The sequence below is a fragment of the Muricoccus roseus genome (assembly GCF_900141905.1).
In the GTDB taxonomy this organism is placed as follows: Bacteria; Pseudomonadota; Alphaproteobacteria; order Acetobacterales; family Acetobacteraceae; genus Roseomonas; species Roseomonas rosea.
On record NZ_FQZF01000013.1, the window covers coordinates 100,349 to 125,760 of the forward strand.

Consider the following 25,412-nt stretch of genomic DNA (forward strand, 5'->3'; position numbering starts at 1 on the left):
AGCCGCCCCATGCCGCCTCTTTCCGGGAGCTCGCTAGACCGCGCCGGAGTGCGATTCTAGTCATGGGCGCCCCCCATCATCGGCGCGGGTCACGAAGATGCCTGCCGTTTGCGTCGAACCGGCGATCGGGGGCTGCTGCGGATCTGCCGTTCGGCTGCCGTACCTTTGGCGCTCGGGCTGCGATCGTTCTGCTGCAACGCTGCCGTCGGAGCGCGCGACGAACAACGGAGACCGAGTCCAGGCGAGCGGGTCGACGGTCGCGACAGCGACGCCGGCAGCGAGCGGCTCACTGCCGATCAACGGCGCGATTGCGGCCACGTAGGCGATGGTCTCGGCGGGCAGCGCGCGGCCAGCCGAGAGATAGTCATCGTAGCGCCCGGGGCCGGCATTGTAGGCCGCGAGGAAGCCCGGCGCGCCGTAGCGATCGTGCATTTCGCGCAGATAGGCTGCACCAGCGAGGATGTTGTCGCGCGGGTCAAAGGGATCGGCGCCCAGCCCGTGGCGCGCCCGCAGATAAGCCCAGGTCGCGGGCATGATCTGCATGAGTCCCATCGCGCCTTTGGGCGAGACCGCGCGGACACGACCGCCGCTCTCGACGCGCATGACTGCCCAGATCCAGCCCTCGGGAATGCCGAACCGCTGCGCTGCCTCGGCGACCGCTCGTGTGTAGGGCGAGCCTGCCGCGGGTCGCTCGATGACCGAGGTCTGCGCCAGAGACGGCGCGGGCATCGCGCCGACAAAGGCCAGGCCGGAAAGGAGAAGGAAGGGCAGTCGGCGGGCGGCCCCTTTCGCTCCGGCAGCGGGCTGGCGATGGGAGACGCGCATCGGTCAGTCCCGCTCGCTACGCTTGGTCGGCCGGTTCCAGTAGAGACCCCATGCTGACTTGTCGTCGGCCGACTGGAACAGGTTGGCCCGGATCGGCTGTGCGAAGGTCGGATCGTCGAGCTGCAACGACACATATTCGCCGGCCTTCTCGCCGGTGCGCTTCCATCCCGCGCCCACTTCCGGCCCATCGGAGTCGTCGCCGAGGTGAACGCGATAGTCGGGCGCATTCTCGGCGTCGGAGTGCTCCGCCGGCACGAGCACCAGAGCGGCGTCGAGGGCGAGCGTGCGAATGCGGCCGCCATAGCCGCTCTTGGTGCGGGTGAATTCTCCGATCAGGCTCATGGCAACCTCCTTGGCGATGCGGTGGAACGGGTCATGGCGGCGCCGTCTACCCAAGTCGGCGCGCGCCAGACGAAGCGACCGTCGCCGTCTTCGTCGGTGTAGAGAGGGGTGGCACGGCCGATCACGGTAGTGACGGCGAGAGGCCCGAAGTAGCGGCCGTCCAGGCTGTCCCGGACGCCGATGTTCATGAGGAAGAGTTCGCTCGCGCCGATCCGGTGGCAGCCGCTCCAGATTGGCAGCGTGCGTCCCAGACGGTCGCGGTCGAGCGCATTGCCGACGGTGGTTCCGTCGACGGTGATGTCAGCGCCCGAACGGCAGACCGTTTGCCCGGGAAGTGCAGCAACGCGCTTCAAGAGCGGCACGCCGCGTGGCAGATAACTCCGGTCTGCGAGGAAGGCGGCAAGCGGCTCCGGCGCATTGACCGCGACAAGGTCGGTGACCTCGAGCGGTGTCGCCGGGCTGATCTGATAGAGGCCGACCGGCACACTGGCCGATGCGTTCCAGACGAGCCGCGGTGCAACGTGCACCATCGCCAGCGTGATCAGCAGGAGCGCGGCGCCCGTGGCCGTCAGCAGGTAGCCGGCGCGCGTCATGGCTCGGCCCTCTGTCGCAAGCGCCAGGCGCGGTGCTGCTGTCGCGAGTAGGATCGCGGGGCGTCCCCGGCGGCGAGCCGGTTATGGACATGGCGCCAATAGTCAGGCGCAGCTTCGGCGGGATCGATGTCGAGCGCTTCGATCGCGTCGATCAGAAGCAGCACGCATTCGACGCTCGGCCAGCCGCTCGTTTGCAGCAGGATTTCACCACCGGGTCGCACCGAGGGTAGCGTCTGATAGCCGTCGCCTGCGCGGACGGCGCGCAGGATGTCGATGCGCGAAACGACGGTGCCAAAGCCATTCGATGCCCAGCGGACGAAGGCGAAGACCGCCCCGGCGGGGAAGCTGAGGACGCGGCGCCGTCGGTCGAGGATCTGTTCGTGGACCGCATGGCCGAAGCGGATCCAGTGCTCGATCTGCTTCTCGCGCCAAACCAGTTCGACTTCGGTGAGCCGACCGGGAGGTGATGACGGCCGAACGCCCGCTGCGCCATGAATTGCCGGAGCGCTCATGGCGCGTCTCCCTCGGCAGGAAAGGCGCCCGCGAGGAGCTCGCGCAGCATGTCGGCGACAGTCTGGCCGCGCTGGAACGCAGTGACCTTGATACGGCCGCGCAGCTCCGGCGTGACGTCGATCGTGAGGCGCGCAGTGTAGGCGGTGGGGTCGGCTCTGGGGCCGCGCGGACCGTCGGCGGCCTTGATCCAGGTGTCCGGGTCGCCGGGCCGCGCGGCGAAGCTGCGCCTGGTCATGGTGCGAGCCTTCCAACTTCGGCGCAGAGCGCTGCGATCTCGCGCGTGCCGGCACGCTGGCCATCGAGCTCCGAGATCAGGCGGCCGGATCGCGCGGCATCCGCGAAGCCGACGCGTTGGCCTATCGCGCTCGCCAGCACCGGCGGATCGTGTTCGGCGAGCGCCTTGGCGGTCTCGCGTGCGATGATGGTGCGCGCGCCACAGCGGTTGAGTACGAACCGGGCGACAAGCGACGGGCGGAACAGGCGTGCTTCGCGGAGCAGTGCCAGCATTTCGGCCGACGCCCATCCGTCGAAGGGCGACGGCTGAACCGGGATGAGGACGAGATCGGCGGCGAGCAGGGCCGAGCGCATGAGGCCGGCGACCCGCGGGGGACCATCGATCACCACATGATCGGCGCCGCGCGCCAGTTCGGGCGCTTCGCGGTGCAAGGTGTCGCGCGCCAGCCCGATGACGGCGAAGCGGCGGGGCAGGCCTTCACGGGCGCGGGCTTCGGACCAGTCGAGTGAAGAACCCTGCGGATCGGCGTCGATGAACATGACGCGCTTGTCGCGGTTGGCCCATTCGCCGGCGAGATGGAGCGCGAGCGTCGTCTTGCCGACGCCGCCTTTCTGGTTGAGCAACGCGACGATCATGATCGCGCGCTCCGTCGGCCGCGGGGTGGTTTTCCACCGTCGCCCCGCTCCAACAAGAAGTTAGAATCCTTGTTAGACTCTAAGTTAAGGCTCGGAATCGCCGTTTCAGGCCAGAGGGTTAGTTGCGATTTCCGCGCCCGAAGTCCCGAGCCGGCAACGCCCGAAATCCCGATACCATTTGCGCCCGAAGTCCCGATCGCATCCACAACACCGTCCACAGGGCCTGTGGACAAGTTGATGGGGCGGATGTGCAGGCGTTCCTGACGACCGGTGCGCTCCAGAGCCAAGCGATAGCCGGGCAGCGGCTGGCGCGCGACGATGCGGCGGATGTCGATGGCGAAGTCGGAAACACGCGCCTGGCTGCCCGATTTGGCGTGCAGGTGCGGGATTTCGAAGGTCCAGCCCGCTGGCTGACGGCCGGCATGTTTGCGGGCGACCCGATAGAGCCAGCGCTCGATGCCGCCGGTCAGTCGGAAATAGGCGGGATCGATGGCGAGGACGAGCGAGCGGTCAATGACACCGCGATAGAGCCAGTCGGGCAGGACGAACTCCATGCCCTCTACGCGGCCGTCGCGCGTCGTGCATTCCCCCCACTCGTTGATCCAGGAGAATTGCTGACGCCGCCAATGCTCGCCGTTGCGGATCGTGGTGCGGATGACCGTCGACTGAAGGCGCGCCAGAGCGCCCTTGAGGAGCCGATAGTCGCGCGATCCGGTCTGGCGCCCGATCGCGGTCAGGAGTTGATACGGCGTGAAGCGCAGGAAGCGTGACGTTTGGAAGCCGAGGTTTGCGGCCTCGACGATCTGGCTCGCGGCCCAGATCAGGATGTCAGCATCCCAGATGGTCGCCATGCCATGCTCGGGGACCGCGAAGACTTCGACGCGGATGTCGCCGGCTTGGTAGTGGATCGGTGAGGTACGCTTAGCCTTGGCGAGCGAGAAGAAGGGCCGCTCCATCAGATCGCGCTGGTCGCGCGGACTGGCGTCGCCGGTGGCGACGACGAACGGGTCGAGCCGCGATCGTTCGCTCAAGGAGAGGGGGCGCTGCCGCGGGGACATGTCGGACGGCTCAGCGGGCTTGGCCGCCGCCGAAGGCAGGCGTGACGGCGGCATGGCGCTTGGCGGGAAGGACACTCCCGCGCGGATCGGACGTCGAGGTGACAAACCCGCGGTCAGCCCACGCTTTCAGGTCTTCGAGCGCGTAGACGACGCGCCCGCCAAGCTTGCGATAGGCGGGACCGGTGCCGTAGGTCCGGTGCTTCTCGAGCGTGCGATCCGAGAGACCGAGGAAGCGGGCCGCTTCAGGCGTGCGGAGAAAGCGTTGCGGCACGCCGGCGCCATTGGGTGACATGATCGGGCCTCCGAGTTTGCGCGAGAGCCGCAGGGGGACAGCGGCGGTTGGCGGCTACCCTGGCGGATCGCGAAGTTGCGGAGGGAGTGGGAAGCTGGCGGGAGCAAATCCCCACACCAGGCGTGCTAGCGTCGACGGCGATGGCTCAGCAGGCGTCGATAGCCGCCGGCGATCATGGCGAGGCCGCCGCGCACGAGGTCCATGGTGGCGAACCGGCGCGAGGATGTTTTCCAGGGTTCATCGGCGAGGTCGCGTGCGCCGAACAGTGCCGCCGCAATCTCGCGGTAGCTGGCGCCGCTGAGACGACCGTCCACGGCCTGCAACATCCGTCGCGCACGTTGACGTTGCTGCCGCGTGAGCCGCGTGTCGGCAGGGATCGCGCGACCATGAAGCGAACTCAGGAGACGGGCGAAGGCCTCGAGCCGATCGAAGCCTTCGGGGCTTAGCGGGATGACGGCCGCCGCGCCTTCGTCCGCGCCTAATCCGCCGAGGCGCAGGATCTGGAGCCGGTCGCCATTCGTGAGGGTGTGGACGAAGTGGCAGCCTTGCGCGTCTGACTGGCCGGGCGCCTGCGCGTCAATGGATTGTGACGTGTCGTCCTTCGGCAGGATGGCGGGCGGTGCGGTCAGTAGTACGACGCCAGTGTTCACGGTGGGCGCCCAGATGGGCGCGGCCTCTTTGGCGTCGAGGGCCGGCGACAACAGGAAATCGCAGCCCCCATCGAGACCTCGTCGCCTCGGTTGCTGCGGTGTCGGCGTTCGGTTCCAGCTGAGCGGCCTCGAAGTCGCGCTGATAGTCTTCGTTCCGGCGCAGCCATTCCCAGGCGAGTTCGGGCGAGACGAGGCCTTCGACGTATTCGTAGCGCTCGGATGATCGCCAGTGCGAGATGTCGGGGGTCATGCATCCTCCGCCAGCAAACCTGCAGCAGCTTCGCTGCGCAGGATTCCGCCACGCAAGCGCAAGCGGAAGCCGGAGAAATGGAAACGGGCGATGCCGCTGCGGCATCACCCCCGCATCAACGACGCGGGTGCTCGTGTGCGAGCTCGCGGTAGCCGTGCTGGGTCATCCATTTGGCACGATCGAGATGGCTGTCATGGATGCGGCGGGCCCGCTCCGGTTCGGCGGCCGGGTCTATGCCGAACAGGATCGACACGGCCTCTTCCCAAGCAGCGCCATCCGACGCAGCATCGAGGAGACGGAGGTAGAGCGTCATGTGCGCCCGATCATAGTCGGTGATCGACGCGCTCTCGGGCGGTCGTTCGAGAAAGTCTGCCTTGGTCACGACGCCCCACCTGGAATCACAGAGCCCCTGCGTGTCGGCATGGCGTTAACCAAGCCCGACTTCGACGGCAACTGGTATGGCTGTCTGCTCGCAACGCGGGTTGGCCGTCGTGGAACGGCGCTAGTTTCTCTTCCGCATGTCACTGGCGGCTTTTCGGCCATGGACGAGCATCACCCCTTCACCTTGGTCGGACTGCAAAAGGACGATGCCATGCGCTTCAAATGCCCGGCGCACCTGATCGCGCGTGCTCTCGTAGACCTTCAAGTCGCTCTCCGACTCGAGGCGCTTAAGCGCGGTCAGTGATACACGGGCTTCGTCAGCGAGCGTCTCCTGTGTCCAACCCAGCAGCGCGCGTGCGGCCCGCGACAGTCGGGCGGTGATCATGCATGATCACCTCCACTCGGACCTCAGCGCACGCCAGAACTACGACTATAATAGTCGCTCTTGGCTTCTCGGGCCAGACTGAAGAGCGTCTATTGCGGTCGTTCGAGTAGTTCAGGCCGCAACCTGATTCGGATGCTTTGGCCAACGAAGGCCCCGTCCGGATCGACCGGACGGGGCGTCGCCGGAGCCTCAGTCGCCGTTGCGGCGGCTGGGGCGAGACCAGATGAGGCTGAAAGCTTCGCCGTCCTCGTCGTCGAACAGGTTGGCGTAGATCGGGGCGTTGAAGCTCGGGTCGTCCAGCTTGAGACCAAGATAGTCGCGGCCCTCGTTGGAGCGCTTGGACCAGGCGGCGCCGATCTCGGCGCGACCGACCAGGACGCGGTGGCTGGGGGCGTTCTCGCCGGTGGCCCGGGTCTCGGGAACGATGCGGACGTTCTTGGCCTGAACGCTCAGGGTGACGATCTCGCCGGTGAACTCGTTCGTGCCGGTCTTCTTGAAGGTGCCGATGGTGGCCATGTCATTTCTCCTCGATCTGAAGTCTCGAGCCCGCACCATTGCGGCCTCGATGGCGATCGGCGGGCCGGAGACGCTCGGTGGCGCACCCCAGCCTCGGGGCCCCAGCTCGCTGGGGTAGGCTTGGGGCCTGACAGCAAAGGAGGAACTTTCTTGTCCCGCGAGGAATGGCGGCGCAGCCGGCAGGGGAAGAAAGTTGTGACGCCGCTGTTGCGCCATAGGCGAGCGAGGCGTGAGCCGGTCTTCGGCCAGATCAGGCCATTGAAGAGGCCGCTCGGGTGCGCTCGATCTGGCTAGATCCCGAGGGGATGACGTGGCGGCGCAGGGCATCGGCCGAATTGGCACGCGCGGTTCACGCGATCGGCGTTTCTGAGCTCTGAGCTGACACGTCTTGTCCTGCTGATGAGGGGCGCCTGACCGGTGACGCCCGTCAGCCTGAGTTTGGTCAGTCGGCGAATGAGCAGCCTGGGATCAGACGATCAGCGAGCCCTGCGCCATGACAGGTTGCGCGCTGACGTGCGCGCCCTTTCGCCCGATCCCACATCAGGTCGGTCGATGGTTGGTGCGTGGTGCACGTCCGCTTGCTGGTCCGGCTCTGCGGTCAGTTCGGCATTCAGGCATTGGCAACGCCCCGGCTGGTCGATCCTGGCGGGGTGAGCGACGTCACGCGGATGAAGGTCGTGACCGCAACGGCAATCGCCCCTATGACCGAGAACACGAGCTGCCAGGTTTCCGACGGCATGGTGTGCTTCACGATGCCATGCGTCGCGTGAAAGCCCGCGATGGCTGCGGGCGCGACGAAAGCCAAGGCGACGAGGAGTTTCAGCCAGGCCGGCCGCAGGATGGCGAGCAGAAGCTGGCCGACGCCGAGTGCGATAACGGCACCAACGGCGCCGATGACGATGGCACCGAGCAGGCCAGCGCCGGTCTCATGCGCCCAGATGCCCGCGCTGACGCCGATGAAAGCTGGAAGCGCAAAGACGGCAAGCGTGAACAAAAGCCAGCAAAGCACGCCGATGGCGGCAAGCGAACCGAGAATGGCGAAGACGATCATGGTGGTGGCCTCCGTGAGAATAGGTCTGACGGGTGCGCCAACCACCACCACCAAGGCGCATTGCAGAGTATAGCGAAATTCGACGTGCTTCGGGAGCGGAAATCGAACCGATCTCCGCCCGCGAAGCTGTTCCGCCAGACGTCAGACGTCGAACGGATCGATCTCGGCCACGACCTCGGCATCGCCGTCAAACTCGTTGCAGGGAGTGACAGACAGCGTGCCGTCGCCCGCTCGGAAGATGATGATGGCGACCATCAGGGTGCCAGCGAGGCTGTTTGCGAAGGCATAAGCGGCGTCGAGGGACATCGGTCCGGCTCCTGTTCCGAGCGGAGGACCATCCCCCGCTGACAGGCGCCCGAAGTGTCCGGCCGAGGGCCGCAATCACCGCGCAGGCGAAGACGAAGCGGCGGCACGCAATGGGCGTAGCCGACCCTTCATGGGTTGATGGCGTCAGGCCCTCGGTTGGACCAAGGATGAGCGCACAAAAGCGGGGCGGTGGCTCTGCCTCCGGCGCCAGTGCGGCCGGTCGATGACCAGTAGCGTGGCCATAGCAGTTGGCGGTATCCCGCATCCGATTTCCCTCATGCCTGAATAGGGCAGAAAGCGGTCGTCGAAAGCAAAGGGGAGAGGGATGTTGAGGTTTCGTGATTTTGTAAATTTGCCGATGCTGACCGAAATAATTTTGTCCAAAGATGACGAAAGTTTCGAGCGGCTTGACGAAGGCAAATGGGTGAACGGCCGTTTTGACAGAAACATCCGTATCGACCAGCCGACACACGGCGTTGGGCAGACGCATGCGCATATATACGGGCGCAAAGGGGCAGAAATAGGTGTGGTGAATTTGGACGGCTCATCAAGCCACGGAACCCAATGCCGGTTGAGCGATGCAGACGCCGCCGCCCTGCGAGATCGTGGCTTCACGATAAAGGCGGGCAACATCGTAGAGTGGGTCATGCTGCCCACGCAGCCACAGCTTTTGTTCGGCTAAAGGCGGCGCTCACGCGCCGCCGAACCTCCAGACCGGGATGCCGAGCTTCTTCGCCCTATCGGCCAGGTTGTCCTGGATGCCGGTGCCGGGGAAGACGATGACCCCGATCGGCAGCACGTCCAGCATCTGATCGTTGCGCTTGAACGGGGCTGAACGGCCGTGCCTGGTCCAGTCGGGGGCAAAGCCGATCTGCGCGACGCCGCGGTGGTCGGCCCAGCGGGCGGCGATTTTCTCGGCCCCTTTCGGAGATTTGCCGTGCATCAGCACCATGTCGGGATGCTTCATGCGGACCTGGTCGAGCTTGGCCCAGATCAGTTGATGGTCGTTGAAGTCGAGCCCGCCGGTCAGCGCGATCTTCGGTCCGGCGGGCAGCAGCACCTCGCGATCGGCGCGTTTGCGGGCGGCGATGAAGTCGCGGCTGTCGATCATCGCAGACGTGAGCTGTCGATGGTTGACGCGTGAGCCGTGGCGGGGAGACCAGTTCGAGCCGGTCGTTTTCCGGTAAAGGTCGGCGCCGGTGTCACGAAGGAGTTCGAGGGCGTCGCGGCGTTCGATGAGCCGCTGTCCGGTGGCGATCAGCGCTTCGAGCTGCACGGCCTTCACCTCGGAGCCGTCCTGTTCGCGCTGCCCTTGCTTCTGCGCCTGCTCGTTGTCGTCGAGTGTGCGTTCGACTCGTTCGACGGCGCGGTGGAAGGTGTTGACCGTTGACCACAGCAGGTCGTCGAGATCAGCGTCGAGGCCGGTATCGGCCATGGTGGCAATCAGCGCGTCGAAGATGTCGGCGACGGCGCCAGCGATCACGCGATCTTCCGGAATTGGTCGAGGATCGGGTTCATCGTCGCGGGGATGGAAGCCGTAGAGATGAAGCTCGGTCAGAACGTGGTCGGTGGCAGAAGAGATGTGGTCGGGCTCAAATTCGTCGTGCTCGCTCATGGGAAGCTCCGTTCGCTGGACCGCGACCGCCGCGGCCTTCATGGCGACGAAGCCGTCGGACGGGCTGGACTGGCACCCGGAGCGAAGCGAGGGGCCGCAGCGTGAGCGAAGGACCGTAGGGGCCGGCTATTTTGTCTCGCGATGGAAAGGCCCGAGCCGGGGTCCCCGCGCGGCTTCACCGCGTGGGGTGGAACGGGCCGCCGGAAAATAGTCGGCCACAAGGTTGCCGGGATGGACCGTCTGATGGCCGATCGCCCTCTGGAAGGCCGGGGCGCGGTCCTCTGGCGAAACGGTCATCCCAGATGCGAGCGTTGATCGAAGTGCTCGACCGGCAGCCGCCTGCCTCCATCGCGGTTAAGCTGCGTGCTCCATGAAGCGTGCGATGTCCTGGGGCGCGACCTGGACACGGATGGCCGCCCGGAGCGCTGCGAGTCCCAGCAGCCGGAGGTCTTCATTGAAGTCGCCGAGGGTCGGAGACAGGATGACCGCCTCGATGCCCGCTTCCTCCGCGCGGGTCATCAAGGTCGTCACCGCTGCATCGCCGGCGGGATCGTCATCACGCGCGACATACAGCCGGTGCAGGGTGTCGGGGAACTGGATAGCTGCGAGATGCGCCGCCGACAGCGCGGCTGCCATTGGCATGGTCGGCAGGACGCAGCGCAGCGACAGCATGGTCTCGACGCCTTCGCCGGCCGCCATCACCGAGCCCGGCAGTCCGAAGCGCACGGCAGATCCGAGGAGATTGCCCATCGCCCGTCTTGGTGTCTCGACGGGCGCCTTGCCTAAGGTCGCTTCGTTGAAGCCGCCGGGGTCCAGCCAGGTGCGATGTGCGCCGGTGAGCTCGCCATTGAGATCCGTGACGGCTGCGATGATCGCCGGCCAGATCTCGGTCGGGGAATGCTCATCGGGGCGGAAGAAGCAGCGGGGATGAAAGCGCAGCGATCCGGTTTCGTGCAAAGACGTAATGCCGCGTCTGCGCAGATACGTCTCGGCGAGTGTACGGTTGATCGGCTGTGCCATCGCGAAGAGACGCCTCGCGGCTTCTGGTGAACCCATTGGCGCCAAGGACGTCTTGGCCCGCCGCGACTCTCGTGCGGGCTCTGGATGCGGGAGGCTCAAGAAGCGCCGCGCCTCCTCGGCGATTTGCTTGAAGTCAGGAAGGCCGCAGGTTTCGCGAATGACATCGAGCAGATCACCATGCTCGCCAGTCGCGGCGTCGGTCCACTTGCCGGCGGCGCCCTTACCCGTCTGCGGCCCCTTGAGCCGCACAAACATTGAGCGGCCCGGCGTGTTGCGAACGTCGCCGACCAGCCAGTAGCCTCCCTGCCTTGTGCCGTTGGACAGATAGTGCCGGCACACGGCTTCGGCCTGGCCGGCGAGGCGGGCCGCGAGATCGGATGCGTCCAAGCTGGCCATCATGCGGCCTCCCGTTCAGAGATCCGCGTGACTGGATAGCGCTCCATCACCTTGGCAAGGACGGCCACGCCGGTCGCGTCGGTGGGAACGAACATCCGGAGCTTCCAGGAGATGATCTCGTGGAACAGTCCGTAGGACCGGAGGCGATCGCGCATCGTGTCGGAGAAGCCCGATAGCTCGATGCGGTGGACGCCCATCACCCGCGCGCGATGAAGCTGGAGGCCCTCAGTGAGATTTAGGACGGTGCTGCCTGCCACCAAGGCTGCAAAGGCATCGGCGGCCGTCAGCGTCGGCGCGTCGGTCGCGAGCGCGTTGGCTGCCCAGGCTGGAGACACGCGTCGCCCGATGATGCGTTCGCCGTCGTCCGTCTGGAGACGATAGACACGCGTGCACTCATCCGGGAGACGCTTCCAGATCGGGAGCAGGAGCCCGGCGACGACATGGATCGTGCTGTCGGTGAACTCGGGGATCTGCGTCAGTTCGCGCTGCCACGCCGCCGCGAAGACCTCGCGATCGGCCGCCCGCCAATGGCTTTCCGCCATCGACGCCAGCGATGCATGGTGATGTTCCATCGGACGGAGCAAGCGCACCCGGCGTTCGATTTCCCCATCATCCAGCATGATGCTCGGGGCAGGCACCTGAACCGCTGCCCGCGCTGACCGCTCGTTGATCAGCAGAGCTGCACGCGGATCGGCGAGAAGGTCGAAGGCTTGGTCGAGCGACAGGGGCCGGTTGCGCTCGCGCTGGGTGATCGTCAGCAAGCGGGTTTCCGCGCCCGTGGCGGGATGTGTGTAGATGGTGTGCCGGTCGGTGACGACGAAGCTTTCGGCCTTCAGCGTTTCCAGCCCGATGTCATAGGTGCCACTGGCCAGTGCTCCGGCAATTCGGGCATTGAGAAGCTGCTCGAAGGCGGTGAACAATATGCCCTGCAGGTCAATCGTCAGCGCCAGCAATCGATTGAGAAAGGTCGTGATCGGCGGCAGCTCGTCACGGATGCCCGTGTCGTCCATCAGGCTGAGGCCGGTGGCGCTCTCGAAGAGCTGGAGCGGGCAGCCATCGACCTTGCCGCGGACGATCAGCAGGTAAAGTTGGCGCAGCGCGTCGCGCGCATGGGGGCTTTCGAGATTGTCCTCGGGTCTGAAGAGGCCCTGTCCGCCGGTCTGGCGCTGGCCGCGGGTGATTGCCCCGAGCGTGTCGAGCCGGCGGGCAATGGTCGACAGGAAGCGCTTCTCGGCTTTCACGTCGGTTGCGATCGGACGAAACAGCGGCGGCTGCGCCTGGTTGGTGCGGTTGGTGCGACCAAGGCCCTGAATGGCGGCGTCGGCTTTCCAGCCCGGCTCGAGGAGATAGTGGACGCGAAGGCGCTGGTTACGCGCCGCGAGGTCCGCGTGATAGCTGCGCCCGGTGCCGCCAGCATCACTGAACACGAGGATGCGCTTGGCATCATCCATGAAGGCGGCGGTCTCGGCGAGGTTGGCGGAGCCCGGACGGTTCTCGACCATGAGCCGATCACCTTTGCGGATGATGCGCCGCGATCGCCCGGTCACCTCGGCAACCACGTCCACTCCGAAGCGCTGGACGATCTGATCGAGCGAGCCAGGCACCGGCGGCAGGCTTGCGAGTTTCTCGATCAGCCGGTCACGCCGGGCGACCGCTTCACGGCTTTCGACGGGCTGGCCGTCGCGGGTGACAGGTCGCGAAGAGAGATTGCCATCCGCGTCGGTGAACGGCTCGTAGAGCTGAACCGGGAAGGAGTGTTGAAGGTAAGACAGCACATATTCGCGCGGCGTAATGTCGACGCGTACGTCGTTCCATTCCTCGGTCGGCACCTCGGCCAGTCGCCGATCCATCAGTGCCTCGCCGGTGGAGACGATCTGGACGACAGCCGCGTGCCCGTCATCGAGATCGCGCTGGATCGAGCGGATCAGCGTTGGGGTCTTCATCGAGGTCAGCAGGTGCCCGAAGAAGCGCTGCTTGGTGCTTTCGAAGGCCGAACGGGCGGCGGATTTGGCGCGCGGGTTGAGCGTGCCGGTCTCGCTGGTGATGTTCGCGGCGCGCATCGCGGCATCGAGGTTGTTGTGGATGATCGAGAACGCGCCAGCATAGGCGTCATAGATGCGGCGTTGCTCGTCGGTGAGCGCGTGCTCGATCAGCTCGTACTCGACACCGTCATACGACAGGGACCTTGCGGTATAGAGGCCGAGGGCGCGAAGATCGCGGGCCAGCACCTCCATCGCTGCGACACCGCCGCCCTCGATGGCAGCGACGAATTCGGCCCTGGTGGAGAACGGGAAATCCTTGCCACCCCACAGGCCGAGACGCTGGGCATAGGCGAGATTGTGGACGGTGGTGGCGCCTGTCGCTGAGACGTAGACGATTCGAGCGCCGGGGAGGGCGTGCTGGAGCCGCAAGCCGGCACGGCCCTGCTGCGATGGCGCGACATCGCCTCGTTCTCCCTTTCCGCCGCCGGCGTTCTGCATGGCATGGCTCTCGTCGAAGATGATCACCCCGTCGAAATCGGAGCCCAACCAATCGACGATCTGGCGGACGCGCGAAACCTTGTCGGCCTTCTCATCGGACCGCAGCGTGGCATAGGTGGTGAATAGGACGCCTTCCGGCAGTGTGATCGGCCGTCCCTGCGGGAAGCGGGAGAGCGGCGTTACCAGCAGGCGCTCCATGCCCAGGGCCGACCAGTCGCGCTGTGCATCCTCGATGAGCTTGTCGGACTTCGAGATCCAGACGGCCTTGCGCCGACCGTGCAGCCAGTTGTCGAGGATGATGGCGGCGGACTGGCGCCCCTTGCCCGCGCCCGTGCCGTCGCCGAGCATGAAACCGCGCCGGAAGCGGACGGCGGATGCCGCCTCGTCAGGTGCGGCAGAGACGACATCGAACGTCGCCTCGACAGTCCAGGCGCCGCTGAGGAAGCCCGTATGCGCCTCGCCGGCATAGATCACGGTTTCGAGCTGCGCGTCCGACAGTACGCCCTCGGTGATGAGCCGTTCGGGCAGGCGTGGACAATAGCTCGGCTTGGGCGGTGCGACCGACGCCATGGCCGCCGATTGCACGAGCTTGGTCGGATGGGCCTGAGAGCCGGGAATATGGATCGTCTGAAGTCCATATTCTTCGTAGATGGCGTCGGTCAGCCGACCGCCCTCGGCCGGCTTCCAGTCAAGGGTCTCATAGGCGAGGTCCAGGTAAACCGGCTCCTCGAGTGATGACCTCTGCGGCGCGTTCACGGTGCTGCGCGCAATCGGACAGGCAACCTGCTTCGGCGCCATCGCCGATGGTGCCGGCAGGGCGACCGAGCCCGCCAGTGTGAGCCGTGGGGGAACGTGTTCCGTGACCCAGCCCATAAGCGTCTGCGTGTCGGGTGCTTGACCCTGTGATGCGGGAAACCGGGCCGGATCGTCTGCTGGCAGCTTGTCGAAGACGGTGAGCCGTGTCTCGATAGTTGTGCCGTGCTTGGCGTAGACGGCGCCGTCGATGCTCGCGGTGAATACGACGCGTCCGCGCTCCTGCAATCGGATGAACGCGTCGCGCCAGGCTGGATGCTCCGGGCTGACATTGGCGCCGGTGATGGCCACCAGGCGCCCGCCTTCGGCGAGGCGGGCGAGCGCGGATGCGATATGTCGCAGCGCTGCGTCGGCCATGCGACCGGTGACGTTCGCCATCGCCGAGAATGGCGGGTTCATCAGCACGACCGACGGGACCACGGCCGGGTGCAAATGATCGTCGATCTGCGCTGCGTCGAAGCGCGTGACTGCGACCGCCGGGAAGAGGGAGGAGAGGAGGCTGGCGCGGGTTTCCGCCAGTTCGTTGAGGATCAAAGTAGCGCCCGCAATCTCGGACAGAATGGCGAGCAAACCGGTCCCGGCGGACGGTTCGAGCACACGGTCGGCAGGTGTAATAGCGGCCGCGCAAGACGCGATGAATCCGAGCGGGATGGGCGTCGAGAATTGCTGGAACGTCTCGCTTTCGAGGGAGCGGCGCGTGTGCGTGGGAAGCAGACCGGCGACTTTTGCCACCAGCGGAAGGGCAGCGGCCGGAGAGCCGGTTTTTTGCAAAAGCGCTTTGCCGAATTTGCGGAGGAAGAGAACAGTTGCTGCCTCGCAGGCATCGTAGGCCCGTTTCCAGTCCCAGGCTCCGGCAGCGTCGCTCGCGTTGAAGCTCGCTCCCATCGCGTCACGAAGCAGGGTGGCGTCGACACGTCGGCCGGCTTCGAGATGGACGAGGATGGATCGGGCGGCATCGAGCAGGGCCGCCATTCGGTCGACGCGTGGCAGATGAGACGCCGGCATATGTTTTTGCGCGCATGGTGCGGAACGATCGTGCATGGGGAAGACCTCGAGGAGAGCGGGAACAGGGCGAGCCCTCGGGCGCTCTCTCTCGACCGTCCGGGCTCAAACCCGTCCCGGCCCCCTCTGCCTCTCGACGTGCGAGCGGCAGGCTGAATCAGCCGAAGCGCCGGCCCGCTTCGGTGAAGGTGTAGCCGTTCGCCGCAATCGCCTCGTCGACCACCGCGTCCGAGGTCAGATGCTCATATTCCCTTTCGAGCTGGCGATAGAGCCAGCGGGCCAGGTCACGGAGCGCTTCAGAGACGGCATCTTCTGCATCGGCGGTCATGTCCTGACCCACGGGACTGTCGCGATCGACCATGATGGCCATGCACTGCTCGTGATAGTAGCGCCCCCGGTAGGTCATCGTGGCGCGGAGCTGGTAGAAGTTGCGCCGCTGAACGGCCTGGAGGGTATCGGCGATCCGGTGAAGCTCGGTATCCGTCGGTGCATAGGCCCGGATGCGCCCGGCGGCGGATCTCGCGTGTCGGTAGTCGCCCTCGAAGCAGGCTCCGTCGCCCTGGCTCCAGAAGCCCGAAAACCAGATGCAGGGTTTCGAGCGGGTGCTACCGCCGAACAGTCGGACAGGGCGCCTCCTGAGGCTGATGCCGAGGATCATGCAAATGCGTTCGAAGTCGTCATAAACGAACTCGAACCAGTCATGATCGAAGCCACCCTCGCGGTACCATCCGCGCGCGGCGTGCTTCGCCGCAGCGGAGAGTTCGTCGAGGCGATAGACGATGGTTTCGATGATCTCAGGCATCGGGATCACCTCCATCCACCGCGGCGGCGAGCCAGCCATCGGTGTCGATCCATCCGAGGGTCTCACCCGTGCCGAGGTCGAGGACGTGCGCACCGCCGCCAAACGCATTGAGCCGGGGCCGCGAGCAGGTATTGGCGTATTGGAAGCCCCAACGACCCTTCAGGCTGAATTCCGTCGCGCAGAGTTTCACGAACTGGATCAGCCGTTCGGGATCGCCGGAGACGTCATCCCGTAGCCAGAGCTGCGAGCCGCCGTGCTCCGGCTGGATGGAGACAAGGAATCCCTCCGACGGCGGTTCTTCCGAAGCACCGGCTTCGGACAGGGCATTGTAGAGATCGAGTGCGCGCGCGGCGTTCTGAGGTGTGCCGACGTCGAGCAAGCACGAGAAGTGCGTGAAATAGTCTGCCATGACAGTCTCCCACGAAATTGAAAAAGCCCGGCGTGGCGACCGGGCTGATGGCAGGGGCGTGTGAGGAAAGATGCGGGACCGCCGGAGCGGTCCCGCCTGGATCGGCTACTCGGCTGCGATGGCCGGGAGCGGCTCGGTGTCTTCGTCCGAAGCTTCCTCGTCGCCAGACAGGAACGCCGGCAGATCCACGGAGCTTGCCTCAGCTTCGGGTTCGGCCATTTCGGAGGATGTGTCCGTGTCGGCGAGCCGCAGCGGCTCGGGCAGCCACCGGGCGTCGGCGAGAAGTCGTTCGGCTTCCTTGGCCATTTCAGCTTTCTTCAGATGCTCGATGAGCTGCGCCGCCCGGTCTCCCGCGCCCTCACGCACGGCCTCGACGATGCGTCGCTTCGGCACCCGGCCGAGATAATTGTCGACCGAAGGACGCCATCCGGCCTCCACCATGTCGAGACCAGTCGCCCGCGCGAGCCGGTCGGCTTGGGTGAGACGGCGTTCGAGCCCGTGCTGGGACACGCCGTTCCCGCCGTAGGGGTTCGGCTTCTCGTAAAGCGCGTTGACGCCGAAGCTCACGCAATGCGCGAGCAGCGCGAGTCGGCTCGCATCGTCGAGTGCCGACAGCCAGTCCCAGAGCGCCTGATCGTCCTGCGGAAGATCAGCCTTCCAGGTGTCGTGACGCTCCGCGATCGCGTATGCGGAGGGGCTGTCCTTGAGGTCGGCGGCCTGCGCGGGGAAGAAGACGTGTCGCACGGACGCTTCGATGCATCCGCCGCCGGTGCTGGTGCGCTGGAATGTGTCGATGACGAGCTTGTGCAGCAGCGCCGTCAGCGCGATCTGTGGGTTGCTCGCCACGGCGTCGCGCAGCGCGAGCGTGCGATGGGCGGTCAGTTCGATCACCAGGCGCTCGGGCAACGGCTTGATCACGTCGTCCTCGTCGTCCTCGCTTTCGATCGGCTGCCCGCCGACCGTGATGACGGTGCGGGACGTACCGCTCGGTCCGGGTTCGCCGGCATGTGCGCTGGTGGCCGCCGTAGCGCCACCGGTCTCGTCATCGGGCAGGACGAGGGGCGCCTCGTCGTCCGGGCGAACATAGCCGCGGTCGACCACGAGCCTGCCGTCCGCGCCGATGCTCACGAAGACGCCAGCACGCGTGATATCGCAGGGATCAAAGATCACCGGCCGGGTGTCGAGCTCTTCCAGCAGGGCCTCGATCTCGCCGAGCCGCGCATCGACCTCGTCTGGCAATTCGTCCGCACCTTCATACTCGGCTTCGAGCCGCTGATATTCAGCGTTGAGCGCGTCGATCGTCGCCTGCTCGTCAGCCGATCGTTCGGCGGCGGCACCGTCGATCTGGCGCAGACCGTGGGTGTGACCGTAGGGGAAGTCGGCAGCGACCTCGATCCACTTCCAACCTTCGGCCGCGATGGCCTCAGCCTCTGTCTTCAGCTTGGCGGCAACCAGGGTATCGAGCAGGGCGACATCGGCGAGCCAGCCGCCATCGTCCTGTTGGAAGAGATCGCGCAGGACCGTGCCGCCAGCCGCTTCATAGGCATCGAGCCCGACGAACATGGCGCGACGGTCCGACGCGCGCACCGTCTTCTCGGTCAGCATGCGGCGGATCTGATAGGGCTCCTTGGACCAGGAGCCTGCGATCGTCTCCCAGACCTGTTCCTGCCTTGCATGGTCTGCGCTGACCGTGAAGGCCATCAGCTGCTCCAGCGTCATGCCGTCCTCGGCATAGATGTCGAGAAGCTTCGGCGAGACGCCCGCAAGGCGCAGACGCTGCTTCACCACATGAGCGGAGGTGAAGAAGGCCGCGGCGATGTCTTCCTCGGACTGGCCCTTGTCGCGCAGCGCCTGGAACGCCCGGAACTGATCTAGCGGGTGGAGCGGGGCACGCTGAAGGTTCTCTGCGAGGGAGTCGTCTTCGGCCAAGATCGGCGTCGCGGGATCGCGCACCACGCACGGCACCGCGGCTGTCTTTGCGAGGCGCTTCTGCTTTACCAAACGCTCGAGCGCCCGGTAGCGACGCCCGCCGGCCGGGATTTCGTACAGGCCGGTCTCGGCGCCGTCGGCATCGAGGATGGGCCGGACGTTGAGGCTCTGCAGGAGACCGCGGCGTGCGATGTCCTCGGCCAGTTCCTCGATCGAAATGCCGGCTTTGATGCGCCTGACATTCGCCTGCGACAGCGTTAGCTTGTTGAAGGGGATGTCGCGAGACGGCGACAGGATGATCTTCTGAATGGCAGTGGCCATGACAGGTCTCCGCGACGGGCGGCCGGGAGCCTCTCTCCCGACCTCCAACCCGTCACGACAATCGGCGCAGCCCTCTTCCTCTCATTGTTTCCGGAAAGCCGGAACGCCGTAGAGCCGGAAAGACGGGACTGCGCCGACGCTTGGAGCGTATGCTAGTGGGTCAGGCCGCCTGGCATGCGGTCTCGGGGGTGGTGGCAATTGCCTGACCCGGTTCTCCGGCGTTTGGGGCGAAGGCCAGCAGCCAGTCCGCTGCCTTGCTTGCCTGACTGGCTGCACGGACGATGGCGCGATTGTCCTCGCGCATGACCTCGGCCCAGGATCCGATGTAGTCGGCGTGGCGGACGGTCGGGGCGATGCCGAGGGCGGCGCAGCAGAAGGCCGAGGCGATTTCGGCGACCAGTTCCTCGAACGCGTATTTCTTGGAGCCGAACGATCCTGTGAGATCGCGTCCCAGCCGATGGACCGCGCCGCTGGCATGGGCGCATTCATGCAGCGCCGTGCGATGCCAGTTGATGGGCTCGAAGAAGGCCTGGGGCGGCGGCACCATCACATAGTCAGGTGCCGGCGCGTAGTAAGCCCGGTCGCCGCCGATGCGAAAGTCGATCCCGCTCGCCCGGATCAGCGCGTCGACCGTGGGCTCGATCAGCCCGGGTTCGGGCGCCGGCACGGCGGCCACGAGGTCCTCAGGCAGGCCGTCACACTGAGCGACGTTGAAGACCGTGAAGCGCTTCAGGAACGGGATCGCCTGTGCCTCCTCACCGGTCTCTCGCGCACGACGGCGTTCATCGTCCGGCACGAAGCGGTCGGCATAGACGACGGTGGTGCCGCGCTCGCCCTTCCGGACATTGCCGCCGAGCGACAGGGCCTGGCGGAAGGTCAGCCAGCCTTGGCTCGGGAAGCCAAGCGAGATCACCGCGCCCCAGAGGATCAGCACATTGACCCCCGAGTAGCCGCGCCCGGTCGCAGCGTTGGTCGGCATGGCGAGTGGCGCCTTGGCCGCGGCCGTCCCCCAGGGCTGGACCCAGGGCAACCGTCCGGCCTCCAGTTCGGCCAGGATCTTGCCGGTGATTTCGTCATACAGGCTCGTCCGGTCGGCGCTCGGCCGGCCGCGTGGATCACGTTTCGACATCACGGGTCTCCGCGACGGGTGCCGGAAGCCTCTCTCCCAGCCTTCAACCCGTCACGGCACACCCGGCCTGCACTCTCACTCTCGGGGGGCGTTGCGGGGGCTCCCCGCTAGACAAGGGTCGGCAGAGACAAAGTTCAGCCGCAGGGGAAGGCTTTCCCCTCAGATCCTGGGAATGCTCACGATACCAATCAGCGGACCATTGACTACAAATCTGCCGAGGCTGATGATGCCAATCAGCCGGTAGTCGGAGATTTCATGTTCCAGCGATTCGTTGAGCGGAGGGCGGAGGAGGCGCTTGCAGATACGCCGGTCGTCCTCATCGTCGGACCGCGCCGGGCCGGCAAGACGACGCTGGTGCGAAAGATGGGAGAAACCGGCTGGACCTACAGCACACTCGACGACCAGACCGTCCTTGAGGCCGCCCAGTCCGACCCGGCCGGGTTCATCCGAGGTCTGGATCGCGCCATCATCGACGAGATCCAGCGCGCGCCCAATCTGTTGCTGGCGATCAAGAAGACGGTCGACGAAGATTATCGCCCGGGCCGTTTCCTGCTGACCGGCTCGGCCAATGTGCTGACCTTGCCGCGCGTCGCTGACAGCCTCGCTGGCCGGATGGAAACCATTCGGATGCTGCCCTTGGCTCGGGCGGAAATCGATAGCCGAGCACCGACCTTTCTGGAACGCCTGTTCGAGGGGAATTTGGAGAGTCAAAGCGCCGCCATTGTCGGCGACGAGTTGGTCCAGCTTGCGTTGCGCGGCGGCTTTCCTGAGGCGATTAGCCGCGACAGCGAACGCCGGCGACAAGACTGGGCGCGTGCGTATCTCACCTCGATCCTGACCCGTGATCTGCGCGATATCGCTGAAGTTGAGAAGCTCACCGAACTCCCCAAGTTCGTGCGTCTTCTCGCCGAACATTCCGGGCAGCTTGTCAACTATTCCCAGCTTGCGAGCGGCATCAACGTCAACCACAGGACCGGTCAGCGCTATGTCGGTCTGCTCGAACAGGTGTTCCTGATCGCGACCCTGCAGCCATGGTTCACCAATGCGCTCAAGCGCATCGTTAAGACGCCCAAGCTGCATTTCCTTGATTCCGGCCTGCTGGCTGCCGCGCGCGGGCTGACTTTCGATCGGATCAAGGCGGATCGGGGGGCATTTGGCGCGCTGCTCGAGAGCTTCGTGTTCTCCGAAGTGCTGAAGCTGATGACGGCCTCAGACCTGCGTCTGACGCCACATCATTTCCGCGATCGGGACATGCGCGAGGTCGACATCGTGCTCGAGCGCGATGACGGCATGATTGCCGCCATTGAGGTGAAGGCGAGCGCAACGGTCAAGGCCAGCGACTTTTCGGGCCTGCGCGCACTGGCCGAGGCTTGTGGGGACCGCTTCGCGTTTGGCGTCGTCCTCTACGACAGCACGGATGTCGTGCCGTTCGGAGACCGCCTGGCGGCCGCGCCACTATCGTGTCTGTGGGCGTGAGGAAAAGCCGATGAAGATAATCGACAACACCTCACTGCTTCTCGGCGATGACCTAAAGGCGACGTTGGGGCGGGGCGCTCGGATCAAAATCGCAGCGTCCTGCTTCTCGATCTATGCGTTCGAGGCCCTGAAGGCGGAGTTTTCGAAGGTCGAGAGCCTGCAGTTCATTTTCACAGCCCCGACCTTCGTCGCGACGGCTGTGACTGACCGCCTCCGCAAGGAGCGGCGAGAGTTCTTCATCCCAAAGACGACGCGAGAGCGGGGGCTCTACGGCACCGAGTTCGAGATTCAGCTTCGCAACAAGCTCACGCAGCGCGCAGTCGCGCGCGAGTGCGCCGAATGGATACGAAAGAAGGCTCGCTTCAAGTCGAACAAGACTAAGGCACCGATGCAGCAGTTCATTCACGCAGGATCGGAAGCCGGCGACGTCGCCTACATGCCGATTAGCGGGTTCACGGCCGTTGACCTGGGCTATCAGAAGGGCGACGCCGTCTCGAATCTCGTTACGCGCATCGACGATGCGGCGCACACACAGGTCTATCTGCAACTGTTCAATCAGATCTGGAACGATGAGGACAAGGTCAGCGACGTCACCGCCGCCATCTGCGACCACATCGAGTCCGTCTACCAGGAAAATTCACCGGAACGGATCTACTTCCACATCCTCTACAACCTCTTCCAGGATTTCCTCGAAGAGATTGATCAGGATGCGCTGCCAAACGATCTGACCGGCTACAAGGACAGCCTCGTCTGGAACAAGCTGTTCAACTACCAGAGGGATGCTGCCACTGGTATCATCAACAAGCTGGAGATGCACAACGGGTGCATTCTGGCGGACAGCGTCGGCCTCGGGAAAACCTTCACCGCGCTCGCGGTCATCAAATATTACGAACTGCGCAATCGGTCGGTGCTCGTCCTGTGCCCGAAGAAGCTTGCGGACAATTGGCGCAACTACAACACCAATCTGACCACGAACATCTTCGCCAAGGACCGCTTCAACTACGACGTCCTGAGCCACACCGATCTCTCCCGCACCTCAGGAGAGGCGTTCGGGATTCCGCTGAACCGCGTGAACTGGGGTAACTACGATCTCGTCGTCATCGATGAGTCGCACAATTTCCGGAACAACGATGTATTCAAGGATCGGGAGACCCGCTACCAGAAACTGATGAACAAGGTCATCCGCGCCGGCGTGAAGACCAAGGTTCTGATGCTGTCGGCGACGCCGGTGAACAACCGGTTCAACGACCTGCGCAATCAGCTCGCGCTGGCCTATGAAGGGGATTCAGAAAACCTCAGCCGCAAGCTGAAAACCAAGACCGGGATCGAAGAGATTTTCCGGCGCGCCCAAAAGGCGTTCAATGCCTGGTCGGATCTGCCGCCGCACGAGCGAACCGCAGCCGCAATCCTGAAGGCCCTGGACTTCGATTTCTTCGAGATGCTCGATGCCGTGACGATCGCCCGGTCGCGCAAGCATATCGAGACTTTCTACGACACCAAGGATATCGGAAAATTCCCCCAGCGCCGAAAGCCGCTGTCGTACCAATGCCCGATCACCCATCGCGCAGATGTGCTCGGCCTCAACGACATCTTCGGCAGCCTGTCGGTGCTCAAGCTCGCCGTCTACGCGCCGATCAGCTACATCCTGCCGAGCAGGCTTCAGAAGTACGAAGAAATCTACGACACCCAGGTGGAGGGCGGTCGCGGCAAGCTGCGCCAAGCTGACCGCGAGCGGAGCCTTCAGGCTCTGATGACCACGAACCTGCTCAAGCGCTTGGAGAGTTCGGTCGAAGCCTTCCGGCTCACCCTGCGGGCGCTGAGCAGCAACATCGCGCAGACGCTCAAGGCGATCGACACCTTTGAGCGCACGGGCGCCGCCGCGAGTGTGACCGACCATCTTGGCGATCCGGGTTTCGATCCCGATGACGACGATCTGAGCGGGCTGGATGAGTTCACAGTCGGCAAGAAGATCCAGATCAGCCTCTCGGACATGGACCTCCCGTCGTGGAAGCATGACCTTGCTGCCGATCTCACGCTGATCGGTGACCTGATCGCCTCGATGGACAAGGTGGTTCCCGAGGATGATGCCAAGCTGCAGCATCTAAAGGACGTCATCACCCGCAAGGTCGCTGACCCGCTCAACCCCGGCAACCGCAAGGTTCTAATCTTCACCGCCTTCGCGGACACGGCAAAGTACCTCTACACCAATCTGGCGGAAGCGTTTCTTCAGTCGCACGGCCTGCACTGCGGCATGGTCACCGGGTCCGACACGCCGAAGAGCACTCTGAAGAAGAGCTATGATTTCCAGTCGCTGCTGACGCTGTTCTCGCCGCGCGCGAAGGAGAAGCATCTGGTCCTGCCGCACGAAACCGGCGAGATCGACATCCTTATCGGGACGGACTGCATCTCCGAGGGCCAGAACCTTCAGGATTGCGACTATCTGATCAACTACGACATCCACTGGAACCCGGTTCGCATCATCCAGCGGTTCGGGCGCATTGACCGTATCGGCTCACACAACGCGCAAATACAGCTTGTCAGCTACTGGCCGGACATCTCACTCGACGAGTACATCAATCTCAAAGAGCGGGTCGAAAACCGCATGATGATTGCCGACGTCACGGCGACCGGCGACGACAATGTTCTGACGTCCAAGAGCAGTGATATCGCCTACCGGAAGGAGCAGCTCAAGCGGCTCCAGGAAGAGGTGATTGAGCTGGAGGATGTGCGGACCGGGATTTCCATCACGGACCTCGGTCTCAACGATTTCCGGATGGACCTTCTGAACCACATCAAGGAGCACGGCGACCTCGAGCATCTGCCCAACGGCATGCATGCGGTGGTGCCGGCACAGCCGGCGCTGGGGCTGAAGCCCGGTGTGATCTTCGCGCTAAAGAACATCCACGACAGCGTGAACATCAACCAGCAGAACCGGCTGCACCCATATTACCTCGTCTATGTCGGTCACGACGGTGGGGCCATCATCGACCATACCGAGGTGAAGCGCTTGCTCGATCTGATCCGCACGAGCTGCAAGGGCCAGGCGGAACCGATCCGGGCGGTCTGCCAGCTGTTCAACGAGCGGACGCAGGACGGTCGCAAGATGGAGCAGTGCTCCGCCCTTCTGAGCGCGGCGATCCGCTCGATGATAGAGGTCAAGGAAGAGAAGGACATTGACAGCCTGTTCAGCGGTGGGCGGACCACGGCGCTGGTCCACACCATCGCCGGGCTCGACGATTTCGAGCTGATCGCCTTCCTCGTGATCGAGGAGGGGGCCACATGACGGCAGCGTTCTTCGATTATCCCAAGGCTGCAGCATTCGGCCGGGTTGTCCCCAAAAGCCGCATCTACGAGCATGCGGGCGCCAGCACGGCGCTCCGGGACCTTTTCGTCACCCAGGTTGACCAAATCGTTTGGAAGTACAAGCTGGCCCCAGAAACCACTAACCTCGCGGCGACGAAGGCCGTCAAGGAGATCCAGGTGTTCGGCATCAGCCTGCGCACCGGCAACCTCGACGAAGAAGTGCTGCGGGCGATCGACCGGGCAATCCCCTTCCCGCTGATCTTCGAGCTCACATGGTCCGGAAAGCGCAAGGCGGTGGCCGCTTTCAAGCGGCCGAGTGATGCCGCTTCCACGAAGTGGGTTGTCAGCGGCTATTTCGCGACCGATTGGGCACCTGACGACGCGCCGCGCCGGCCATTGCCGGTCGCCCTCAATCTCGGCGGTCTCTACGACTCCCTCATCACGGCGCTGATGCCGAAGTCCGCCGCCGAAGCGGAGCAAGCCGGTGAGGACATCCAGACGCGCGTAGCGCGGGTGGAGGCGATCCGGGTCAAGACGCGGGAAGTGGACCGGATCAGGGCCCGCCTGGCCCGCGAGAAGCAGTTCAACAAGCGCGTGGCGATCAATGCCGAGCTGCGCGCCGCACGGCAGGAACTGGAGCGCCTTTCCGGCCGCGTACCCGTCACTGCCATGACGAATGAGTAAG

At 64.9% G+C, this 25,412-nt stretch carries 25 protein-coding genes and 1 pseudogene; 4 read left to right on the top strand and 22 right to left on the bottom strand.

Annotated features, from left to right (window positions below; translation table 11 throughout):
- Positions 1-60: 60 nt before the first annotated feature.
- The 15 genes and pseudogenes from BUB97_RS12585 to BUB97_RS26215 all read right to left on the bottom strand — a co-directional run bounded on the left by BUB97_RS12585 (position 61) and on the right by BUB97_RS26215 (position 8,032).
- Positions 61-825, bottom strand: coding sequence for a lytic transglycosylase domain-containing protein (locus BUB97_RS12585; protein WP_073135204.1), 765 nt, complete (start codon positions 823-825; stop codon positions 61-63).
- 3 nt (positions 826-828) lie between these two features.
- The gene (locus BUB97_RS12590) at positions 829-1,167 is read right to left on the bottom strand and encodes a DUF736 domain-containing protein (protein WP_073135205.1); all 339 of its coding nucleotides are present in this window, start codon (positions 1,165-1,167) and stop codon (positions 829-831) included.
- Positions 1,164-1,760 (bottom strand): S26 family signal peptidase, encoded by a 597-nt coding sequence (locus BUB97_RS12595; protein WP_073135207.1) that lies wholly within the window; start codon positions 1,758-1,760, stop codon positions 1,164-1,166. Before BUB97_RS12595 ends, BUB97_RS12590 begins: the two co-directional genes overlap by 4 nt.
- Positions 1,757-2,272 carry a DUF2840 domain-containing protein gene (locus tag BUB97_RS12600; RefSeq protein ID WP_073135209.1) on the bottom strand — a complete coding sequence of 172 codons (516 nt, stop codon included), beginning with the start codon at positions 2,270-2,272 and terminating at the stop codon, positions 1,757-1,759. Before BUB97_RS12600 ends, BUB97_RS12595 begins: the two co-directional genes overlap by 4 nt.
- Positions 2,269-2,508, bottom strand: a complete 240-nt coding sequence (locus BUB97_RS12605; RefSeq protein ID WP_073135211.1) for a ribbon-helix-helix protein — start codon at positions 2,506-2,508, stop codon at positions 2,269-2,271. Before BUB97_RS12605 ends, BUB97_RS12600 begins: the two co-directional genes overlap by 4 nt.
- Positions 2,505-3,143: a ParA family partition ATPase gene (parA, locus tag BUB97_RS12610; RefSeq protein ID WP_073135213.1), complete on the bottom strand. Its 639-nt coding sequence runs from the start codon at positions 3,141-3,143 to the stop codon at positions 2,505-2,507. The genes BUB97_RS12605 and parA overlap by 4 nt, the downstream gene beginning before the upstream one ends.
- Entirely contained in the window at positions 3,140-4,174 is a 1,035-nt protein-coding gene (locus tag BUB97_RS12615) for a replication initiator protein A (protein WP_338141781.1), read from the bottom strand. The genes parA and BUB97_RS12615 overlap by 4 nt, the downstream gene beginning before the upstream one ends.
- A gap of 37 nt (positions 4,175-4,211) precedes the next feature.
- Complete coding sequence (locus BUB97_RS12620) at positions 4,212-4,493, bottom strand: helix-turn-helix transcriptional regulator (RefSeq protein ID WP_011579870.1); 282 nt, start codon at positions 4,491-4,493, stop codon at positions 4,212-4,214.
- Between the two features lie 125 nt (positions 4,494-4,618).
- On the bottom strand, positions 4,619-5,194 hold the full coding sequence (locus BUB97_RS26905) for a DUF2285 domain-containing protein (RefSeq protein WP_245818288.1): 576 nt from the start codon (positions 5,192-5,194) through the stop codon (positions 4,619-4,621).
- 13 nt (positions 5,195-5,207) lie between these two features.
- A pseudogene (locus BUB97_RS27400) lies at positions 5,208-5,498 on the bottom strand (transcriptional regulator domain-containing protein); the annotation flags it as partial.
- 10 nt (positions 5,499-5,508) lie between these two features.
- Complete coding sequence (locus tag BUB97_RS12630) at positions 5,509-5,775, bottom strand: DNA -binding domain-containing protein (RefSeq protein WP_073135215.1); 267 nt, start codon at positions 5,773-5,775, stop codon at positions 5,509-5,511.
- A 120-nt stretch (positions 5,776-5,895) separates the two neighbouring features.
- A complete protein-coding gene (locus BUB97_RS12635; protein ID WP_011579874.1) occupies positions 5,896-6,159 on the bottom strand; it encodes a helix-turn-helix domain-containing protein in 264 nt (87 codons plus the stop codon).
- Positions 6,160-6,348: 189 nt separating this feature from the next.
- Positions 6,349-6,675, bottom strand: coding sequence for a DUF736 domain-containing protein (locus BUB97_RS12640; RefSeq protein WP_011579875.1), 327 nt, complete (start codon positions 6,673-6,675; stop codon positions 6,349-6,351).
- Between the two features lie 610 nt (positions 6,676-7,285).
- The gene (locus BUB97_RS12645) at positions 7,286-7,726 is read right to left on the bottom strand and encodes a hypothetical protein (RefSeq protein WP_073135217.1); all 441 of its coding nucleotides are present in this window, start codon (positions 7,724-7,726) and stop codon (positions 7,286-7,288) included.
- Between the two features lie 141 nt (positions 7,727-7,867).
- A complete protein-coding gene (locus BUB97_RS26215; protein WP_011579877.1) occupies positions 7,868-8,032 on the bottom strand; it encodes a hypothetical protein in 165 nt (54 codons plus the stop codon).
- A 352-nt stretch (positions 8,033-8,384) separates the two neighbouring features.
- Between BUB97_RS26215 and BUB97_RS25855 the strand changes: the two genes are divergently transcribed.
- Positions 8,385-8,714 (top strand): hypothetical protein, encoded by a 330-nt coding sequence (locus tag BUB97_RS25855; RefSeq protein ID WP_139281339.1) that lies wholly within the window; start codon positions 8,385-8,387, stop codon positions 8,712-8,714.
- A 9-nt stretch (positions 8,715-8,723) separates the two neighbouring features.
- On the opposite strand, the gene BUB97_RS12650 is transcribed toward BUB97_RS25855, so the two are convergent.
- The 7 genes from BUB97_RS12650 to BUB97_RS12680 form a co-directional block, all read right to left on the bottom strand.
- Positions 8,724-9,647 (bottom strand): DUF2493 domain-containing protein, encoded by a 924-nt coding sequence (locus tag BUB97_RS12650; protein ID WP_073135301.1) that lies wholly within the window; start codon positions 9,645-9,647, stop codon positions 8,724-8,726.
- Positions 9,648-10,001: 354 nt separating this feature from the next.
- A complete protein-coding gene (locus BUB97_RS12655; RefSeq protein WP_073135219.1) occupies positions 10,002-11,063 on the bottom strand; it encodes a DUF7146 domain-containing protein in 1,062 nt (353 codons plus the stop codon).
- On the bottom strand, positions 11,063-15,361 hold the full coding sequence (locus tag BUB97_RS12660) for a strawberry notch family protein (protein ID WP_073135221.1): 4,299 nt from the start codon (positions 15,359-15,361) through the stop codon (positions 11,063-11,065). The genes BUB97_RS12655 and BUB97_RS12660 overlap by 1 nt, the downstream gene beginning before the upstream one ends.
- A gap of 154 nt (positions 15,362-15,515) precedes the next feature.
- On the bottom strand, positions 15,516-16,160 hold the full coding sequence (locus BUB97_RS12665; RefSeq protein ID WP_073135303.1) for an antitoxin of toxin-antitoxin stability system: 645 nt from the start codon (positions 16,158-16,160) through the stop codon (positions 15,516-15,518).
- Positions 16,153-16,569: a hypothetical protein gene (locus tag BUB97_RS12670; protein ID WP_073135223.1), complete on the bottom strand. Its 417-nt coding sequence runs from the start codon at positions 16,567-16,569 to the stop codon at positions 16,153-16,155. The genes BUB97_RS12665 and BUB97_RS12670 overlap by 8 nt, the downstream gene beginning before the upstream one ends.
- Positions 16,570-16,674: 105 nt before the next feature.
- Entirely contained in the window at positions 16,675-18,819 is a 2,145-nt protein-coding gene (locus tag BUB97_RS12675) for a ParB/RepB/Spo0J family partition protein (RefSeq protein WP_073135225.1), read from the bottom strand.
- A 160-nt stretch (positions 18,820-18,979) separates the two neighbouring features.
- Positions 18,980-19,948, bottom strand: coding sequence for an ArdC family protein (locus BUB97_RS12680; protein WP_073135227.1), 969 nt, complete (start codon positions 19,946-19,948; stop codon positions 18,980-18,982).
- A 255-nt stretch (positions 19,949-20,203) separates the two neighbouring features.
- Between BUB97_RS12680 and BUB97_RS12685 the strand changes: the two genes are divergently transcribed.
- Genes BUB97_RS12685 through BUB97_RS12695 form a run of 3 tightly spaced genes read left to right on the top strand, consistent with a single transcriptional unit; the run spans position 20,204 to position 25,411 of the window.
- Positions 20,204-21,424 (top strand): ATP-binding protein, encoded by a 1,221-nt coding sequence (locus tag BUB97_RS12685; RefSeq protein ID WP_073135229.1) that lies wholly within the window; start codon positions 20,204-20,206, stop codon positions 21,422-21,424.
- 10 nt (positions 21,425-21,434) lie between these two features.
- On the top strand, positions 21,435-24,707 hold the full coding sequence (locus BUB97_RS12690) for a helicase-related protein (protein WP_073135231.1): 3,273 nt from the start codon (positions 21,435-21,437) through the stop codon (positions 24,705-24,707).
- Complete coding sequence (locus tag BUB97_RS12695; protein ID WP_073135233.1) at positions 24,704-25,411, top strand: DUF4391 domain-containing protein; 708 nt, start codon at positions 24,704-24,706, stop codon at positions 25,409-25,411. Before BUB97_RS12690 ends, BUB97_RS12695 begins: the two co-directional genes overlap by 4 nt.
- The last annotated feature ends 1 nt before the right edge of the window (position 25,412 follow it).

Bases quoted from the DNA above. Each gene is read 5' to 3' on its own strand.
- BUB97_RS12585 (WP_073135204.1), bottom strand. From the start codon at position 825: ATGCGCGTCTCCCATCGCCAGCCCGCTGCCGGAGCGAAAGGGGCCGCC.
- BUB97_RS12590 (WP_073135205.1), bottom strand. From the start codon at position 1,167: ATGAGCCTGATCGGAGAATTCACCCGCACCAAGAGCGGCTATGGCGGC.
- BUB97_RS12595 (WP_073135207.1), bottom strand. From the start codon at position 1,760: ATGACGCGCGCCGGCTACCTGCTGACGGCCACGGGCGCCGCGCTCCTG.
- BUB97_RS12600 (WP_073135209.1), bottom strand. From the start codon at position 2,272: ATGAGCGCTCCGGCAATTCATGGCGCAGCGGGCGTTCGGCCGTCATCA.
- BUB97_RS12605 (WP_073135211.1), bottom strand. From the start codon at position 2,508: ATGACCAGGCGCAGCTTCGCCGCGCGGCCCGGCGACCCGGACACCTGG.
- parA (WP_073135213.1), bottom strand. From the start codon at position 3,143: ATGATCGTCGCGTTGCTCAACCAGAAAGGCGGCGTCGGCAAGACGACG.
- BUB97_RS12620 (WP_011579870.1), bottom strand. From the start codon at position 4,493: ATGTCACCCAATGGCGCCGGCGTGCCGCAACGCTTTCTCCGCACGCCT.
- BUB97_RS12635 (WP_011579874.1), bottom strand. From the start codon at position 6,159: ATGATCACCGCCCGACTGTCGCGGGCCGCACGCGCGCTGCTGGGTTGG.
- BUB97_RS12640 (WP_011579875.1), bottom strand. From the start codon at position 6,675: ATGGCCACCATCGGCACCTTCAAGAAGACCGGCACGAACGAGTTCACC.
- BUB97_RS12645 (WP_073135217.1), bottom strand. From the start codon at position 7,726: ATGATCGTCTTCGCCATTCTCGGTTCGCTTGCCGCCATCGGCGTGCTT.
- BUB97_RS26215 (WP_011579877.1), bottom strand. From the start codon at position 8,032: ATGTCCCTCGACGCCGCTTATGCCTTCGCAAACAGCCTCGCTGGCACC.
- BUB97_RS12650 (WP_073135301.1), bottom strand. From the start codon at position 9,647: ATGAGCGAGCACGACGAATTTGAGCCCGACCACATCTCTTCTGCCACC.
- BUB97_RS12655 (WP_073135219.1), bottom strand. From the start codon at position 11,063: ATGGCCAGCTTGGACGCATCCGATCTCGCGGCCCGCCTCGCCGGCCAG.
- BUB97_RS12660 (WP_073135221.1), bottom strand. From the start codon at position 15,361: ATGCCGGCGTCTCATCTGCCACGCGTCGACCGAATGGCGGCCCTGCTC.
- BUB97_RS12665 (WP_073135303.1), bottom strand. From the start codon at position 16,160: ATGCCTGAGATCATCGAAACCATCGTCTATCGCCTCGACGAACTCTCC.
- BUB97_RS12670 (WP_073135223.1), bottom strand. From the start codon at position 16,569: ATGGCAGACTATTTCACGCACTTCTCGTGCTTGCTCGACGTCGGCACA.
- BUB97_RS12675 (WP_073135225.1), bottom strand. From the start codon at position 18,819: ATGGCCACTGCCATTCAGAAGATCATCCTGTCGCCGTCTCGCGACATC.
- BUB97_RS12680 (WP_073135227.1), bottom strand. From the start codon at position 19,948: ATGTCGAAACGTGATCCACGCGGCCGGCCGAGCGCCGACCGGACGAGC.
- BUB97_RS12685 (WP_073135229.1), top strand. From the start codon at position 20,204: ATGTTCCAGCGATTCGTTGAGCGGAGGGCGGAGGAGGCGCTTGCAGAT.
- BUB97_RS12690 (WP_073135231.1), top strand. From the start codon at position 21,435: ATGAAGATAATCGACAACACCTCACTGCTTCTCGGCGATGACCTAAAG.
- BUB97_RS12695 (WP_073135233.1), top strand. From the start codon at position 24,704: ATGACGGCAGCGTTCTTCGATTATCCCAAGGCTGCAGCATTCGGCCGG.